General features: G+C 36.7%; 15 protein-coding genes. 10 read left to right on the top strand and 5 right to left on the bottom strand.

Going from position 1 to position 17,843, the window contains the following annotated elements:
* A complete protein-coding gene (locus tag JNUCC52_RS14115) occupies window positions 1-1,731 on the top strand; it encodes a cache domain-containing sensor histidine kinase (RefSeq protein ID WP_337980186.1) in 1,731 nt (576 codons plus the stop codon).
* A 177-nt stretch (window positions 1,732-1,908) separates the two neighbouring features.
* On the opposite strand, the gene JNUCC52_RS14110 is transcribed toward JNUCC52_RS14115, so the two are convergent.
* Both JNUCC52_RS14110 and JNUCC52_RS14105 read right to left on the bottom strand, forming a co-directional pair.
* Window positions 1,909-2,127 (bottom strand): hypothetical protein, encoded by a 219-nt coding sequence (locus JNUCC52_RS14110; protein ID WP_173479197.1) that lies wholly within the window; start codon window positions 2,125-2,127, stop codon window positions 1,909-1,911.
* 129 nt (window positions 2,128-2,256) lie between these two features.
* Window positions 2,257-2,406 (bottom strand): hypothetical protein, encoded by a 150-nt coding sequence (locus JNUCC52_RS14105; protein WP_173479196.1) that lies wholly within the window; start codon window positions 2,404-2,406, stop codon window positions 2,257-2,259.
* A 234-nt stretch (window positions 2,407-2,640) separates the two neighbouring features.
* On the opposite strand from JNUCC52_RS14105, the gene JNUCC52_RS14100 reads away from it, so the two are divergent.
* Complete coding sequence (locus JNUCC52_RS14100; RefSeq protein WP_337980185.1) at window positions 2,641-3,132, top strand: hypothetical protein; 492 nt, start codon at window positions 2,641-2,643, stop codon at window positions 3,130-3,132.
* An 86-nt stretch (window positions 3,133-3,218) separates the two neighbouring features.
* Here the strand turns inward: JNUCC52_RS14100 and JNUCC52_RS14095 are convergent, their stop codons facing one another.
* Together JNUCC52_RS14095 and JNUCC52_RS14090 are read right to left on the bottom strand one after the other, a co-directional pair.
* Window positions 3,219-4,631: a M20 family metallopeptidase gene (locus tag JNUCC52_RS14095; RefSeq protein WP_337980184.1), complete on the bottom strand. Its 1,413-nt coding sequence runs from the start codon at window positions 4,629-4,631 to the stop codon at window positions 3,219-3,221.
* Window positions 4,632-4,787: 156 nt separating this feature from the next.
* Window positions 4,788-6,215, bottom strand: coding sequence for a YfcC family protein (locus JNUCC52_RS14090; protein ID WP_337980183.1), 1,428 nt, complete (start codon window positions 6,213-6,215; stop codon window positions 4,788-4,790).
* Window positions 6,216-6,534: 319 nt separating this feature from the next.
* On the opposite strand from JNUCC52_RS14090, the gene JNUCC52_RS14085 reads away from it, so the two are divergent.
* Entirely contained in the window at window positions 6,535-7,410 is an 876-nt protein-coding gene (locus tag JNUCC52_RS14085; RefSeq protein ID WP_139860033.1) for a LysR family transcriptional regulator, read from the top strand.
* Window positions 7,411-7,491: 81 nt separating this feature from the next.
* Here the strand turns inward: JNUCC52_RS14085 and JNUCC52_RS14080 are convergent, their stop codons facing one another.
* Window positions 7,492-8,373, bottom strand: coding sequence for a LysR family transcriptional regulator (locus tag JNUCC52_RS14080; protein ID WP_337980182.1), 882 nt, complete (start codon window positions 8,371-8,373; stop codon window positions 7,492-7,494).
* A 122-nt stretch (window positions 8,374-8,495) separates the two neighbouring features.
* On the opposite strand from JNUCC52_RS14080, the gene JNUCC52_RS14075 reads away from it, so the two are divergent.
* The 7 genes from JNUCC52_RS14075 (at window position 8,496) to gnd (ending at window position 17,829) form a co-directional block, all read left to right on the top strand.
* Window positions 8,496-10,499, top strand: coding sequence for a YhgE/Pip family protein (locus tag JNUCC52_RS14075; RefSeq protein WP_337980181.1), 2,004 nt, complete (start codon window positions 8,496-8,498; stop codon window positions 10,497-10,499).
* A gap of 273 nt (window positions 10,500-10,772) precedes the next feature.
* On the top strand, window positions 10,773-11,279 hold the full coding sequence (locus JNUCC52_RS14070; RefSeq protein ID WP_173479191.1) for a sigma-70 family RNA polymerase sigma factor: 507 nt from the start codon (window positions 10,773-10,775) through the stop codon (window positions 11,277-11,279).
* Entirely contained in the window at window positions 11,276-12,592 is a 1,317-nt protein-coding gene (locus JNUCC52_RS14065) for a DUF4179 domain-containing protein (RefSeq protein WP_173479190.1), read from the top strand. Before JNUCC52_RS14070 ends, JNUCC52_RS14065 begins: the two co-directional genes overlap by 4 nt.
* A 186-nt stretch (window positions 12,593-12,778) precedes the next feature.
* A complete protein-coding gene (locus JNUCC52_RS14060; RefSeq protein WP_337980180.1) occupies window positions 12,779-13,510 on the top strand; it encodes a GntR family transcriptional regulator in 732 nt (243 codons plus the stop codon).
* Window positions 13,503-15,044 carry a gluconokinase gene (gene gntK / locus JNUCC52_RS14055; protein WP_337980179.1) on the top strand — a complete coding sequence of 514 codons (1,542 nt, stop codon included), beginning with the start codon at window positions 13,503-13,505 and terminating at the stop codon, window positions 15,042-15,044. The genes JNUCC52_RS14060 and gntK overlap by 8 nt, the downstream gene beginning before the upstream one ends.
* A gap of 13 nt (window positions 15,045-15,057) precedes the next feature.
* Window positions 15,058-16,404, top strand: coding sequence for a GntP family permease (locus tag JNUCC52_RS14050; protein WP_173479187.1), 1,347 nt, complete (start codon window positions 15,058-15,060; stop codon window positions 16,402-16,404).
* A gap of 24 nt (window positions 16,405-16,428) precedes the next feature.
* The gene (gene gnd / locus JNUCC52_RS14045) at window positions 16,429-17,829 is read left to right on the top strand and encodes a decarboxylating NADP(+)-dependent phosphogluconate dehydrogenase (protein WP_337980178.1); all 1,401 of its coding nucleotides are present in this window, start codon (window positions 16,429-16,431) and stop codon (window positions 17,827-17,829) included.
* Window positions 17,830-17,843 lie beyond the last annotated feature (14 nt).

Below are 17,843 nucleotides of genomic sequence, written 5' to 3'. Positions count from 1 at the left end.
ATGAAGAAATCAAATATATTAAAAACTTTACGCATGCAAATTGCCCTTCATTATTTAAAAGCGAGTGCACTTATTTTATTATTAATGGGCATTATTTTGTATTACAGTATTTCTTCTGTCGTGTTAAGTGAAGCAACCTCTAGCACGAAAACGGCCGTTGAAAAGAGCGGTATGTATATTGACCTCTATATCGATCGGCTCAAAGCAGTATCTGGTTTACTCGCTGAAAATCCTCAGCTTGTAACGTATTTTTCAAGTGCAGAGCGAGACCCTACTATTAAACAGAATGTATTGTCCTTGATTCAAACAACGATGGCAACGGATCGATTCATTCAATCGGTAGTTATTGTTAGTAAAGACGGGCAAGTCCTATCCAATGAAAAGGGCCTAATTATGAGTATGTCGAGCAATATGATGAAGGAACAATGGTATGTGGCAGCTGTTAATAATGGCAGTAAGCCTGTACTGACATCTGCACGCATGCAACACTTTTCAATGGATAAAGATAACTGGGTAATCTCAATTAGCCGCGAAATTAAAAATGCTGAAGGTCAAAATATTGGTGTTTTGCTTATCGATATTCAATATAAAGTTATCGAAGACTTTTTAGCTAACTTAGATTTAGGGAAGAATGGTTTTTCTTTTATTATGAATGACAACGGCGAAGTCGTATATCATAAGGATACCGCGTATTTTGAAAATCATTTGAAACAACAACAATTACAGCAAATTATCACCAATCAAGCGGGCTATGATAAAGAAAAAAATACGTTGACGCACACCTATATGCTGAACAATGCCGACTGGACCTTTGTTGGAGTCTCTTCCCAAGACGGGCTATTAATGATTAAAAGGCAACTGCTCGAAATCTTTTTATTAGTAGGCATGATTCTTTTTATTATAGCTGCTTTTAGTGTTGCTTTATTTGCAGGACGAATCACGATACCTTTCCAACGTCTAGAAAAAGCAATGCAAAATATCGAGCATGGCTTAAAAGAAATACCAATCGATGAAAAAGGATGCTTTGAGGCACAAAGTTTGGCAAAACATTTCAATAGTATGATTGTGCAAATTGAAAAATTAATGCAGGAAATCACGGAAAAGGAAAAACACTTAAGAGTAACAGAAATTAGTGCGCTTCACAGTCAAATCAACCCTCATTTCTTATACAATACTTTAGATACAATCGTTTGGATGGCAGAATTTAATGACAGTGAGAAGGTCATAGAAATCACAAAAGCACTTGCTCAATTTTTCCGCTTATCGCTTAGTGGCGGGAATGAAATGACAACCGTAGAAAATGAATTGCATCATGTTCGTCAATATTTGTTTATACAAAAAGAGCGTTACGGAGATAAGTTAAATTACAACATTGTCTGTGATCAATCCATCCGAAATGTACGAATGCCCAAAATTCTTTTACAACCAATTGTTGAAAATGCTTTATATCATGGTATTCGAAGTATCCCTCATAATGGACATATTCATATTAGTGCAATAGCGAGTGGTAAAGATGTGGAGCTAATAGTCCGAGACAACGGACAAGGCTTTAACGTTAAACAACTAAGTACGGATACTACCGAGAAGCGAACTAAGCTTGGTGGGGTTGGCATTCAAAATGTAGATCAACGTATTAAGCTATACTATGGTTCTAACTATGGAATTACAATTAATTCAAGCCCAACAATCGGTACGACTGTCACAATTAAAATTCCACAGGAAATAAATTAAAATGGCTAAACAGTTTTTATTAGGCATCAAGAAGGTCATACGCTTGATGCCTATTATTATAGGGCAACTTCTACAGGAAAATCGCAAAAGCAGTAATCTGTATTCATTATAAAAAAAGAACTAAGGCTTCCACCTTAGTCCTTTAACTCAATGAATTGAATAGATGTCAAATACAAACTAGTGCCATGCAGTTCGCTCACTTACTGGTTGCTGGGTATCGGTTTTCCCCCGTGCTTCAGGAAAGTTATTTGCTTGAGCGGATGTTGCATCAATATCGAAATCAGATCCAAACTCCTCTTTATAGAGCTTTTTACCGTTTTGATTTACTTCTCGTTTTTTCGCACTATGCTTGTCCCGAACTTTTGCATTGTTACAATTTGTGTTTATATTTGACATAGCCATCCCCCATTGATTTTATTGAAAAGTAATAAAACAGATAATCTCTGTTCAAATACTTTTCATATAAAGTTTGGCCAAGCTCATGCGTTTTTATTTATAAAAAGATTCATGTAAGCTGAAACGTTTTTAAAACATGTTAGCTAAATAAGATTGCAAAGATTTAGGTAACATTTGAAAGAATAGTCCCTCATATTTAATATCGAGCAGACCCGCAATAATTATGATAATAACGATGAATGCTAAAAAGGGTTTCTTATTTTTAGAAATCCAATTCAAAAGGCTCCCCTCCTTAGAAAAATTACGTTTTAGTCCATGTTTAGTATATAGTGATTTGTGAAAAAAATATATTATTCCTTTTTATAATGACATTAAGCTAAAACATATACTGTCACCCATAAATGTTTTGTGACATAGATTAAAATGACATGGTATTAAAAGAAGGTTACTTCGCTAATGACACAAAAAGTCACCTTCAATAATTGATTAAACTTTTTTAAGAGAGGAATGGCTATGGTAAATTTTAATTTTTTTCAGGGCACAGTTACACAGATAAATGATTTTGCAGTCGGGCAAAACGGTGAAAGTGAAGGATGTTATACGTTAATGACAGTAGAAAATGGTGCAGGCGGCATTGTTAATTTTGTTATTTCGCCTTCTACTTATTTTGTAAATCAAGAGGTCGTAAGCCGTGGTGATCGTATTGTTGGCTATTATGATGCGAATGCACCTGCCCCGTTAATCTATCCTCCACAATATCAAGCACTGATCATTGCTAAAGAAAATAGCTATCAAAATGTAAAAGTAGACTTTTTTAACTCCCAATTATTAAGTAGTGATGGTCAATTACAATTAAACCTTGCTCCATACACGCCGATTTTGCTTAGAAATGGGCAGCCTTTTTCAAAGAGCCCTGCAAATCGTACTCTCATTGTTGTGTATGGACCTACGACAAGAAGCATTCCTGCACAAACTACGCCACATGAAGTCATTGTTTGGTGTTAAGCACCTAAAAGGGTGTTCCTTTCTAATTGCTCCTCAATAGTAAAAATCCACTGCGCTGTATAGAAGCACAGTGGATTTTATCTATTTTAAACAGTTTGAAGTTTATACTTTTTTACTTCAGGAGGAATCGGACATACATATTCCTCCCCGTTTCGTTGTTCAATTAATTCTAGTTTCGCCTTTTCAAGAATTTCTGGGTTTTGTAGTACTTCAATAGCAGTTGCCGCCATAACTTTACCAGCATGTAGCATGCCTTTATGTGCAATTGACGTTTTACCTGTTGAAACAATCTGCCAAGTATGAAGCGGTGTTCCTATCGGTTCACATGCCACCATACATTGTACGGTTGGGACAACCCAACTAACATCGCCAACATCACTCGTACCTGGTAATATTCCGTTAGATGGAATAAATGGATCGATAACATGTGCCAAATCTTTGCCTTCTAGTTCTTTATTCGCCTTAATATCTTCTTTTTTATCCGCCTCCGATAAAGTTGCACGGATGTCCTTCGCGAATTGTTGTTCCTTTTCATCATACTGTGGAACACCTAGGGCAACAAAGTTCTCATGCATCACTTTTTCCAATGTATTATTCGGCAATATATCAGAAGCTGCAGAAGCAAAATCAATTTCAACTTGCGTACCAGTCATAAGAGCCGCTCCTCTTGCGACATCACAAATACGTTGATAAATTTCTTCTGCCTGAGCTACGCGTGGTGCACGAATGAAATACAATACATCCGCCTTTTCTTGTACAACATTAGGTGAAACACCACCTGTATTTGTTACAGCATAATGAACCCTTGCTTCAGGAATAATATGTTCTCGTAAATAGTTAACTCCGACATTCATAAGTTCAACTGCATCGAGTGCACTTCTACCAAGATGAGGGGTACTAGCAGCATGAGAGCTTTTCCCTTTAAATCTAAAGGAAACTTCATAGCAAGCAAGTGATGACATGGACCAGACAGAATTGCGAGACCAAGGATGCCAGCATACAGCAAAGTCTACATCATCAAATAGCCCCTCTCTTACCATAAAGGTTTTACCACTACCGATTTCCTCGCCAGGGCATCCATAGTATCGAACAGTGCCTTCAAGATTGTTTTCTTTTAAATATGAACGAATTGCGATGGCCGCAGCTAATGCCCCTGTACCAAGTAAATTATGTCCACACCCATGTCCATTACCATTCGTTACTTCTGGATTGTACTGAATATCTCCACCAACTTGACTTAAGCCCGTTAGTGCATCAAATTCACCTAATACAGCAATAATCGGCTTCCCTGTCCCATAACTACCAATAAAGGCAGTATCGATATTGCCTACTCCCTTTTCTACAGTAAAGCCTTCTTCTTCTAAAGTGTTACATAATAATTGTGCTGATTGGAACTCTTCAAATCCTGTTTCTGCATAACCCCAAATTTGATCACTTACAGAAATTAATTTTTGTCTTTTTTCTTCAATAACCTTTGATAAAATAGTACGATAATCCATTTCATTCACCCCGTTAGAATAATATTTTTGTTAGAACTTCATTAAGCTCAAAATCCTAACAAATGCATCATACTTCCCTATTATTTCGCCATTTCACCTCAGCAAAATGGCGAATAAAGAAAAGAGTCAACGCTCTATACTGATCTATCTTCGCTATTAAAACGGCCCATAATTAATTGCCTGGGCAATAATTAAAAAGATCACAACAATGACAATTTGAATAGCAACATATGGGAATACCCATTTAGCCCATTTTGAATAAGGAATGCCCATCATACCTAAAGCTGCTAACAATAAGCCACCTGTCGGGATAATTAAACTAGAGACACCGCCACCCATTACAGTAGCGAATGCAGCAGTTTGTCTTGATACTCCAACTAGATCTGCTAACGGTGCCATAATTGGCATTACTAATGATGCATGTCCACTGCCAGATGGTACTAAGAAATGAATAAAGAAATTGACAACTGCCATCCCTACCGCTGTCACGCTTGGTGAAAGGCCATTTAGTAAATTAGAAGTAACATGTAATATCGTATCTAATAAGTTGCCTGAAGTAAGTACGACAAGAATTGTATTAGCAATCCCAATAATCATCGCACCTGAAATCATTTCAGAACATCCTTTTAAAAATGCATCTGTCATTTCATTTCCAGAAAGTCTTCCGATAAGACCCATAATAATTGCACCTAATAAGAAAATCCCTACAATTTCACTGATGTACCAGCCAAGACTAATAACGCCATAAATCAACGCGATAAAGCATCCTAAGAACACTAAAAGAGAAAGTGCATGTCTTTTACTCAACTTGAAATCATCATCAAACGTAATTCTTTCATTCGGGTTAAATTTGCCGTATTCAGCTAGTTCAGGATTTTTCTCGATTTTATTGACATGTCGTAAAATAAAGGCAACCGATAAAATATAGAAGATTACGTAAATCGCGATACGTAAGCCCATACCTGAGTACATTGGGAGCTCGGCAACTGTTTGCGCAACACCGATTGTAAATGGATTTGTTATGCCAGCAGTGAATCCGGCACCTATCATACCGAGAAATACTATCGCAACGCCTGTTAGCGCATCAAAACCTAAAGCAATGGTCATTGGAGCAACAATCGTAATGTAAACCAGTGAGTCTTCAGCCGCTCCGATAAGGGTCCCTAGTAATGAGAACAGCAGTACCATCACTGGAATAATTAATTTCTTCTTTTTACCAAATTTTTGAGCAGTAAATCGAATTAACGCATCGATAGATCCTGTAGCTTGCATAATCCCAAGCGCACCACCAATTAGCAAAACAAATAATATAATTGGTGCACCTTTGACCATCCCTTGGTGGAAAGCATTAAACATGTCTAGCAACCCTACAGGTGTATTGTCGATATATTCAAATTTAGTAGGATCAATAATCGTTCTGCCATTTTCCTCATATCTATCGTATTGTCCAGCAGGAATAACATAGGTTAATACTGTAAGAACAGTAATAATTAAAAACATCAAGACATAGGCATTTAACCCGCCCTTTTTCTTTTTCTTCTTTTCAGTACCCTCTTCTATCTTTAATGGTTTGGCAGTACTCAAACATAACACCCCTTTGTGATTTGTGTAAAAAGCAATCTGTCATACTATGAATGAACTCTAAAAAACGGTCGAGTTTTAATCATCCTCTCGGCTAAAAATAAAATTAGAAAAATTTAGAAAATACCCAATATTGCTAACGCTTTCATAGATTTCATTTTATAATGCATTACAGGTCGTTGATATTCTAATAGTGAATATTCAATATTACTATTTTAAATATTTCGCGTTATAATTATATTTCAAAAATTAAATCAGCAATATATAATCATTTTTATTTACTTTATAGCTTCAGAAATTAACAGGAAAGGTTGTTACTTAATTGGAAATTAGACACCTTCAGACATTTCAGATCGTAGCAGAAGAAAAAAGACTAATCCAAGCAGCAATGCGTCTTAATTATTCACAACCTACTGTTACAAAGCATTTACAGCATTTAGAAGATGAGATTGGCGTACCCCTTTTTGAAAAAGTAGATAATAAAAGGAAGTTAACTAAAGCTGGAGAAATTCTTTATGAACATGCAAAAAATATCTTAAATGAGATGTTTACGTTGCAAAGAAAAATCGAAGAATTCCAAGGAGAAAAGCAAGTTATTCGCGTTTGTGCATTAGATGAACATTGTGACCGCTTTTTTCTACCACATATAGTGAATTTCCAGAAAAGGAACCAAGATATTTTAATAGAGGTTTTTTCTGTAGATAGTAGTGATGAGGCTTTAAAAAAGGTAACCCAAAATGAGATGGACTTTGCTATTGTAAATGGAAGAACGTTAAACTCGGATATTTCCAATCAATGCATTGATTATGAAAGCCTAGTGCTATTCTCTTCAAGGAAAGTGGCGAATGACACTTCTCAAATGGAAAGCAACTTAGCAAAATATCCTGTATTGGTCGACCTAAGAGCTCCCTTTATAAAATTTGAAATATTAAACAAAGGAATTCATTTCCCCAATACGATTCACTGTAATAGTGATGAGAGCATAAAAAATGCCGTCCTCAATCATCCGTATCTCGGAGTGATTGGGACAAACAGAATAAAAAAGGAAATCGAGGATGGCACGGCAACCGTTTTAGAAACCTATACGTCGAACATTCCAGTCAAACTCATTGCTTTAACCAAAAACCTAAGCAATCCAATTTTACAAGACTTTTATAGTTCAATGTCTAAGATGTTTCGACCCCTAAGTAATAATTAGTTAGGGGACAAAAGCCTACTATTAGATGACCCTACTTACTAAATGGGTCATCTATTAGATGCAACCTTGAATTTTAAATTATTAAGCAAGAGTGGAAAAGTATTCAAACACAAATTGACGAAATTGTTTAGCCATAGGCGTTAAATAGCGTTTTTCGGACCACGCTAGCCCAATTGTTCGTTGACAAGCTGGTTCAACAATTCGCAGTTTATGCGGAAATTCCTCTGACTTGGGTACCCAAGATAATTCAGAAACGAAAGCAACCCCTAATCCCTGCCTTACTAAATCAGATATAACTGAAGGCTCATCCCCCTCAAAAGCAATATTTTGAACAAACCCTGCTTCCCGACAAAACTGATCCGTCAAGTTGCGGAAGCCAAACCCTGTATTCATACTAATAAACGCCTCATCCTTCACTTCTGCCAGTTGAATACTATCCCTATTGGCTAACCGATGATTAGGAGGCACAATAATAAAAATTTCTTCTGTAATGAGTGGCTCCCATCTAATACCCTCACCCTCAATAGGGACGGAAGAAATACAATAATCTAATTCCCCTTCCATCAACAATTTTTTCATAGACGACACAGACTTTAGAAACTGTTGAAAACGAGCATCTGGATACTTCGATAAAAACGAACCTAATAATGCAGGCAATACTCTTGGGATCGTTACTGCCAATGTAATGCTCTTTTGATCTTGCTCAGAGAATTGAGCCAGTTCCCTTTGACCTTCATTTAATTCTGCAAATGCTCTTTCCACTCGGTTTAAAAAGATTTTTCCCGCTTCATTTAAGCTAATTTTACGGTGTTCTCGGTCAAACAACGCCACACCCAAATCCTCTTCCAAGCGAGCAATGGTTTTACTGAGTGACGGCTGTGCAATTTGAAGTTGCTCTGCTGCCTTTGTCATATGTTCAAGCCGAGCAACCGTTTGAAAGTACTTTAACTGTAAAAGTTCCATATTACTCCCCCTATTGCATAGATTTAAATCTATTATGTAATAACGATTTATGTATTATACAACATATATATAATAGATTATTATGAAATAATCTTTTAAAAATAGGAAGGTAGGATTATTTCATGAAAGGATTTCAATTAATATTGCAAGACTTAGTGGCTATTTGGAAACATAAGCATGGACGAACAGCCTTTATTTTTCTTATTCTTGTTCCTTTAATTTACGTTGGATTCTTTTTAGCAGGATATTGGGATCCATATGGTCAATTAGACAAACTCCCCGTCGCTGTCGTAAATCTTGACGAAGGAGCTACTATAGATGATGAATCTTTACATGTTGGTGATGACTTTATTACCGAACTGAAGGAAGGTAAAGAATTAAACTTCCATTTTGTCTCTGCAAAAACTGCTGATAAGGGACTTAAAGCAGGCGACTATTATATGGTCATCACCATTCCAAAGGATTTCTCCAAAAGTGTAACCACTTTAATGGAAGAAACTCCAAAAACAGCTAAGCTTTCATATGAAATTAACCCTGGGAAAAACTTTGTCGCTTCACAGATTACTACAACAGCCGTGGAAAAAATGAAAACGAAAATTAACACTAGCATTACGAAGTTTTATTCTGAATCTATTCTCACTAAATTCCAGGATGCTTCTACTGGTTTTGCTACGGCTGGAACTGGAGCTGAACAGCTTTATAAAGGAGCGACTGCCATACAAAGTGGAAGTGATAAGTTAGCAGACGGCATTCACAGTTTAGATGAAGGCGCTCAAAAACTTCAAACGGGAAGTACAAGCCTTTCAGCTGGGCAGGAAAACTTATCTAATGGCGCACAAGGACTTATTAGTGGTTCTGACTCTCTATATAGTGGACTACAGCAACTAACTGGAGCTGAACAATCCCTTCAATCAGGAATGGGTCAAATTAGCCAAAGTATGACAGACTGGTCTACAAAAAATACAGAGCTAGTTCAAGGACAACAACAAGCAGCTAAAGCTGCAAGTGATTTAAATGGGCAATTAGTTCAATATATAAAAGACCATCCCGAAGCGAAGCAAGATTCAGCATTTCAACAAATCATTGCTTTAGCAGAGACATTATCTGCAACAGAAACCACTTTAGCAGATGGGCAACAACAAGTAGGCACAGCTGCAAAAAAAATCGTTACTGGTCAAACTACTCTTCAAACTAGCATGCAATCGTTTGGCACAAACATGACTCAAGCTACCACTGGGGCAAAACAACTTCACCAAGGAGCGACTGAATTTGCAAATGGTTTCGCAAAATGGTCTACAGGCTTTACTACGCTTAATACGGGCATTACAGCTCTATCTAATGGCATCAATGAAGTATCAGGCGGATTCCCAAAACTACAGCAAGGGCTTTCCTCTTTAGTAGTGGGGTCTAACGAGCTAGCATCCAAACTAAATAGTGCTTCAGCAAAAACATCTACGCTTCCATCTGGCGATGCAACGACATCGATGTTTGCGCAACCAATCGAATTAGTAGAATCTGATTTATCTGACGTTCCAAACTATGGTGTAGGCATCGCACCTTATTTCTTGTCACTTGCACTATTCGTTGGGGGCATTATGGCCTCTAATATTCTGCCACTAGGACGCAGAGAACTTCTTAAAGTGACTGGTACCGTTCACTTTATTAATAAACTAGGATTAGTTTACGTAGTTGGTTTCATTCAATCTATTATTGTAGATATCGTTATATTGTTAGGATTTAAATTAGAAGTAGCAAGTGTACCTCTGTTCTTCCTTTCAAGTATGATTGTATCCCTCACTTTCATGACCCTCATCCTAATGCTCATTATTTTATTAGGAAATGTCGGTAAATTTATTGCTGTTACGTTATTAGTATTCCAATTAGCAACATGTGGCGGAACTTTCCCTGGTGAGCTTGGAAATCCTATACTAGCTAAGATTGGCGCATTTTTGCCGATGGCGCACTCACTACAAGGTTTCCAAGAAGTGATTACCCTCGGTGGCTGGTCAAACTTAGTCACACAAGGATCGCTTTTACTCATCTATCTTTTAATCGCTTTCATCATTGCTTGGATTTCAAGTCACATCCAGCATAAAGATCAACCTACTTTAGAAATCGCTAAATAAAGCGATTCCTCACTAACAAGAAAATAAAAGGAGCCTTTCTTAATCGAAAGGCTCCTTTTTTCTATTTGGCATACTCTATTTACTTGTGATACGGTTTTTCATGGAAGGGATTTCTTTATGTAACACGACATCTCTAACGTTCAACAACTCCCCCGATTTTCCCGACTACTGCTGACCCAAAATTTCCCCACTAAAAAGTGTTTTATAAAATTATTAAAATAAAATGAACGAATGATTTACTTGGTGCATCTAATCATTAAAGGAGGCATGGAGATGGACGAAATCGAACTTGCCAAACAAGCGATTAATGGAAATGAAGCAGCACAGCTAAGCCTTTTACAAATATATAAAGAACCTATGTATCGCGTTGCGTATAGTTATATGCAAAATGAACATGATGCAAATGATGCGCTACAAGAAATGACGTATCAATGCTTAAAAAACATTCATAAAGTGCAGTCTCCTCAGTATTTTAAAACGTGGCTCGTACGCATTGTTATCAATACATGTTTAATGATGAAACGTCAGCAAAAACGCATTGTCGTAACAGATGATATAGGAGAACAACCTCAGCAAATGGAGGAACTATTTGAACTTAATGAGGTTATTACAAAGCTACCTATTGAACAACAGGAGCTTATTCATTTGAAGTACTTTAAAGATTTAAAAAACAGCGAAATTGCCACGATACAAAAAATACCTGAAGGCACAGTTAAATCAAGATTACATAAAACATTAAAAAAACTTCGCCATTTATTAGGAGAGGGGGGCATTACATGAGCCAGCTGGACAATGAACAGCAACAAAGATATTTAGAGTTACTTGAATCGGTCCCTATGGAATCATTACAGTCAAATAAACAGTTCACGGCATACAAGCAATTGAAAAAAAGAACTCGTCATAAGCGACTTTTACAAGTTGTGATTACTGCTGCGATTCTCATGATTGCCCTTATTAGTTCCATTAGGGTATCGCCCGCTCTTGCTTATACGATGGCACAAATTCCAGTATTAAAACCACTTGTTGAAATGATTGCTTTAGATAAAGGCATTAAAGATATTATTAACAATGACTATTACGAACCTATAAATGTTAGCCAAACAATCGATGGAAAAACGCTTACGATTACAAGTGTTGTGGCAGATGAATCAGGAATGATCATTTCCTATAAACTTCAATCAGATGAAGACTTAGCGAATATCACTGGCATCAATACAGAGGTTACACAGCAAGGTGAACAAATCTATGCATCTGTAGGAACTAGTTGGTCAGCACAGCAAGAAGGAACGTTTGAAGTGGAAAATACAATTGAAGTGGCCGCAAGCCAAGGTATGGATTATTCATCGCAAGATTTTGAAATTACTTTGTCTCTTAGAGAGCATCCAGAAATAGTCTTTGACATACCCTTTACATTAAAAAATGAAGTTAAAGCATCGAAAAAATACCCTATTAATAAACATTTAACTGTTGATGGGCAAGGCTTTACTATTCATGAGCTTATAATTTCTCCGATTAGAACTGAATTGAAAATGTCGATTGATTCATCGAATTCCAAGAAAATATTAAACTTTGATGATATTCGCATATATGATGAACATCAAGAGCAATGGGGCAAAATTCGAAACGGTTATTCTGGATTTGGTAATTATGAAGATAAACAATTTAGCATCATGCTCGAGAGCAATTATTTCCGTATCCCAAAAAGTATTACAATTGAATTTCGAGAAATTGAAGCCATTGATAAGACTGATGATATAGTAGTAATTGATTTTGACAAGAAAGAAATCATTACTCAGCCTAAGAATATTAATATCGAGCTTGAAATAAAAGATAACTTTGAAATTGAATATAAAGTTTTAACCTATAAAAAAAATGAATTTAAAGGCGTGTTTAATCAATTAATTGACGCTAATGGAGAAATTTATTATGCAAACAGCACGTGGATTTCAGAGAATGAAAACCATATGGTCATTGGACAGCGATTCGATATGGATAATGTCGAAAAGCTTCCTGTTAACCCTGTAAAGCTTGAGATCGCTCGCTATGAACAATATTTAAATGGTGTTGGGCGAATCCAGTTAGAACTTAAATAATATTACTATAGAGAGCCAGTGAATTTTACTTATCGTAAAAATTCACTGGCTTTGTTTGCTTTCTAAATTCCAAAGTTAAAGTATCCCCTACTAATTCCGTTCCTATTAAGACGCTTGCAATCTTATTTTCTTTCAGATTATAATACTTGTATACAAGTATACTAAAACTATAAAAAGGGTGAAATTATGAATGATTCTAAGGATTACTTATATCCACAAAAATGGCTCTCTAAGGCTTCGACAGGAGATCGCGTCGCTTACGAGCTTAGAATGCGCATTCTCTCAGGCTTAATTGAAAGCGGTACCATTCTGTCTGAAAACAAATTAGCAGCCGATTTTGAAGTAAGCCGTTCACCTATTCGTGAAGCCCTGAAAATACTAGCATCCGAGAATATCATTCGATTAGAAAGAATGGGTGCTGTTGTCATCGGTTTACCAGAAAAAGAAATTGAAGAAATTTATGATGTTCGTTTGCTAATTGAAACATTTGTCTTTGAACGTCTTATCAAAATGGATACAACTACTTTAGCGATGGAACTTAGCAAAATATTAGAAATGATGAAAATTGCAGTTAAATACAATGATGCGGACGAATTTTCTTATCAGGATGTTATTTTTCACGAGACTATAATTCAATCTATTGGTCATTCCTATATCACGATGATTTGGACTAATTTAAAGCCAGTAATGGAAGGCTTTATTTTGCTATCAATGCGTATGCGTTTCAAAGAAAAGTACGAAGATTTCACTCGTATTATAAAAAATCACGAACTGTATATTGAGGCCATTCGAGAAAAAAATCGAGATCTCATGATTAAATCCTTACACGAAAATTTCCATGATGTTCAAGGGAAAGTGGATGACTTATGGCGGTCACAACAATTACTATCTAAGGGAGTTGAACTAGAACATGACTAACTATATGTTAGGTGTTGATATAGGTACTACGACCACAAAAGCCGTATTATTCAGTGAACACGGAAAAGTTATTCAACAGGATAGTATCGGGTATCCACTAAACACACCCGATATTGCGACAGCTGAACAAAATCCTGAAGAGATTTTCCAAGCAGTGCTTCAAGTAATAAAGAATATTATGAAACACCACTCGGATAAGCCCCTATTATTTGTGTCATTTAGCAGTGCTATGCATAGTATTATCGCTGTAGATGAAAACGACATACCGTTAACACCCGTCATCACTTGGGCAGATAATCGCAGTGAAGCATGGGCACTTAAAATTAAAGATGAATGGAATGGACTCGAGGTTTATAAAAGAACAGGTACACCTATTCATCCAATGTCCCCTTTAAGTAAAATTACTTGGATTGTAAATGACCATCCTGAAATCGCTCGTAAAACAAAAAAATATATTGGTATAAAAGAATATATTTTTAAAAAGTTTTTCAATCAGTATGTTGTGGATCATTCACTAGCCTCAGCTATGGGCATGATGAATCTTCATACTTTAGATTGGGATGAAGAAGCTTTAAAAATCGCAGGAATAACAAGAGCACAATTATCGACACTTGTACCAACAACAACATTGTTTAAGAACTGCCATGTTGATTTAGCAAAACAAATGGGCATTGACCCGCAAACACCCTTTGTCATAGGTGCCAGTGATGGCGTACTTTCAAACTTAGGTGTTAATGCCATTAGAAAAGGTGAAATTGCTGTCACAATTGGAACAAGCGGTGCCATCCGTACCATTATTGATAAACCTAAAACAGATGTGAAAGGTAGAATTTTTTGCTATGCCTTAACAGAAAACCATTGGGTTATTGGTGGACCTGTAAACAATGGTGGTATGGTTCTTCGTTGGATTCGTGATGAATTTGCCTCTTCTGAAGTGGAAACAGCCAAAAGACTTGGTGTTGATTCATATGAAGTGTTAACAAAAATTGCTGAACGTGTAAGACCTGGCGCGGATGGCTTACTATTTCATCCCTATTTATCAGGAGAACGTGCGCCTTTATGGAATCCTAATGCACGTGGCTCGTTTTTTGGTTTAACACTATCTCATAAAAAGGAACATATGATACGAGCCGCTCTTGAGGGGGTTATCTATAACTTATATACGGTGTATTTAGCATTACTCGAATATATGGAAAGCCCTGTCACACGCATTCAAGCCACAGGTGGATTTTCTCGTTCTGTCATTTGGAGACAAATGATGGCCGATATTTTTGAATCCGAAGTAACAGTACCCGAAAGCTATGAAAGCTCATGCCTTGGCGCTTGTATTTTAGGTTTATATGCTCTCGGAAAAATTCATTCCTTTGAGATTGCTGCAGATATGGTTGGTGACACCTATACACACACACCAATAGAAGAAGCTGCAAAAGAATATAGACAACTACTCCCTATTTTCATTCGTTTATCTAGAGTCTTAACAGACGAGTATTCATCTATATCTAATTATCAAAGAAGCTTATTAAGCTCGAATTAAAGGAGGAGAATATATGCCATTAGTTATTGTATGTATTGGGATTATTGCTCTGCTAATTTTAATAATGGGTTTTAAATTAAATACATTTATCTCATTAATTATCGTGTCATTTGGTGTAGCTTTGGCTCTAGGGATGCCTTTAGATAGCATTGTCAAGACAATTGAAGCAGGGTTAGGCGGTACGCTAGGGCACTTAGCATTAATATTTGGTCTAGGAGCAATGCTAGGCAAGTTAATCGCCGATTCTGGTGGTGCGCAACGCATTGCCATGACGCTTGTTAACAAATTTGGAGAAAAGAACATCCAATGGGCAGTTGTAGTAGCTTCCTTTATTATCGGTGTCGCACTGTTCTTTGAAGTAGGACTCGTGTTATTAATTCCGATTGTCTTTGCAATTTCAAGACAATTAAAAATATCCATTTTGTATCTAGGTATTCCAATGGCAGCAGCTTTATCTGTCACACATGGATTTTTGCCTCCGCATCCAGGGCCTACTGTTATCGCTGGAGAGTTTGGGGCAAACATCGGTGAAGTATTGCTTTATGGTTTTATTATCGCCATTCCAACTGTTATTTTAGCAGGACCAGTTCTAACTAAAGTGACTAAAAAGTTAGTTCCAGATTCATTCAACAAAACGGGTAATATCGCATCTCTAGGTGAACAAAAAACATTTAAGCTGGAAGAAACGCCTAGCTTCGCTATTAGTGTATTCACTGCATTATTGCCTGTTATTTTAATGTCCATCGCGACGATTATTACACTGCTCCAAAAAACAATGGGCTTTGAAGATAACAGCATTTTAGCAGTTATCCGTTTTATCGGAGAAGCTGGAACATCGATGTTGATTTCCTTATTAGTTGCCGTTTACACAATGGGAATTGCGAGAAATATCCCTATTAAACAGGTAATGGAATCTTGTACAGTAGCGATTACGCATATAGGTATGATGCTGTTAATTATCGGGGGCGGGGGCGCCTTCAAACAAGTTTTAATTGATGGCGGAGTTGGTGATTATGTAGCAAATTTATTCCATAGTACATCGTTATCACCGATTTTATTAGCTTGGATTATTGCGGCTATTTTACGTATTTCATTAGGCTCAGCAACAGTTGCCGCCTTAACAACAGCAGGGCTAGTCATCCCACTGTTAGGTCAAAATGATGTAAATCCAGCTTTAATGGTACTAGCAACTGGTGCAGGTAGTTTAATTGCTTCCCATGTCAATGATGCAGGATTCTGGATGTTTAAAGAATACTTTGGGTTAAGCATGAAAGAAACTTTTGCTACATGGACATTGCTAGAAACAGTTGTCTCTGTTGCAGGTTTAGTGTTTATTTTATTACTTAATATATTCGTGTAGAAATGTGAAAAAGGAGCGAACACAATGTTAAATACAATAGGCGTTATTGGTTTAGGTGTTATGGGCAGCAACATTGCTTTAAACATGGCCAATAAAGGCGAGCAAGTAGCAGTCTATAATTATACACAGGATTTAACCGACAAGCTTTTACAAAAAGAAGAAGCGCAAAAATTAAATCCATATTATAAAATAGAAGAATTTATCCAATCTTTAGAAAAACCAAGAAAAGTTTTCTTGATGGTGACAGCTGGAAATGCGATAGATTCCGTTATTCAATCTTTAATACCTTTACTTAAGAAAGGCGATATTATTATGGATGGTGGTAATTCCCACTATAAAGATACAGAGCGGAGATATGATGAACTGAAGGCTTTTGGCATTGGCTATTTAGGAATCGGCATTTCTGGCGGTGAAGTCGGTGCGTTGACAGGACCTTCTATCATGCCTGGCGGTGATCTTGAAGTCTATGAAAAAGTTGCTCCTATTTTTACAAAGATAGCAGCACAAGTGGATGGAACACCATGCTGTACGTATATTGGCCCTAAAGGTGCTGGCCACTTCGTTAAAATGGTTCATAACGGCATTGAATACGCGGATATGCAGCTAATCGCAGAGGCCTACACATTTTTAAGAAAAAATGTAGGATTAGCAGTTGAGGAAATTGCCGATATTTTTGAAACATGGAATCAAGGGGAATTGAAAAGCTATTTAATTGAAATTACCGCTGAAATTTTGAGAAAAAAAGACGATTTAACAGGATTACCACTGATTGATATTATTCTTGATAAAGCTAATCAAAAAGGAACTGGAAAATGGACGAGTATACAATCCATTGATAATAGCATCCCTACATCAATTATTACAGAAGCCTTATTTGCACGTTATATCTCATCGTTAAAAGAGGAGCGAGTTCGTGCAGAAGCCATTTTGGCAGGACCTGAACAAAATGAGCAAAATTTAGATAAGGATGTGTGGGTAGAGTACGTAAGACAAGCTCTATATATGGGGAAAATTTGCGCCTATGCACAAGGATTTACTCAATATAAAATGACTTCTGAGCTTTATAGCTGGAACTTACAATTGCATGATATAGCGTTAATTTTCCGTAGTGGCTGTATTATTCGGGCAGAATTTTTAAATGTCATCAGCGACGCTTATCAAAAACAATCAGCTCTAGATAATTTATTAATTGCTCCTTATTTTGCAGAAAAGACAAAAGCATATCAAAACAGCTTACGAAAAATAGTGTGCGAAGGTATTCAAGCAGGTAATGCCTTCCCATGTTTAAGCACATCTTTAACATATTTTGACAGTTACCGAACTGGCTCATCGAATGCCAATCTATTGCAGGCACAACGTGATTATTTTGGTGCGCATACGTATCAACGTATTGATTCAGAAGGCACTTTCCACACTAATTGGTAGTAAGCTAACTACTA

Source organism: Lysinibacillus sp. JNUCC-52, from assembly GCF_015999545.1.
Classification (GTDB): domain Bacteria; phylum Bacillota; class Bacilli; order Bacillales_A; family Planococcaceae; genus Lysinibacillus.
The sequence above is the reverse complement of the archived record's forward strand: the minus strand, read 5'-3'. Positions and strand labels throughout refer to the sequence as shown.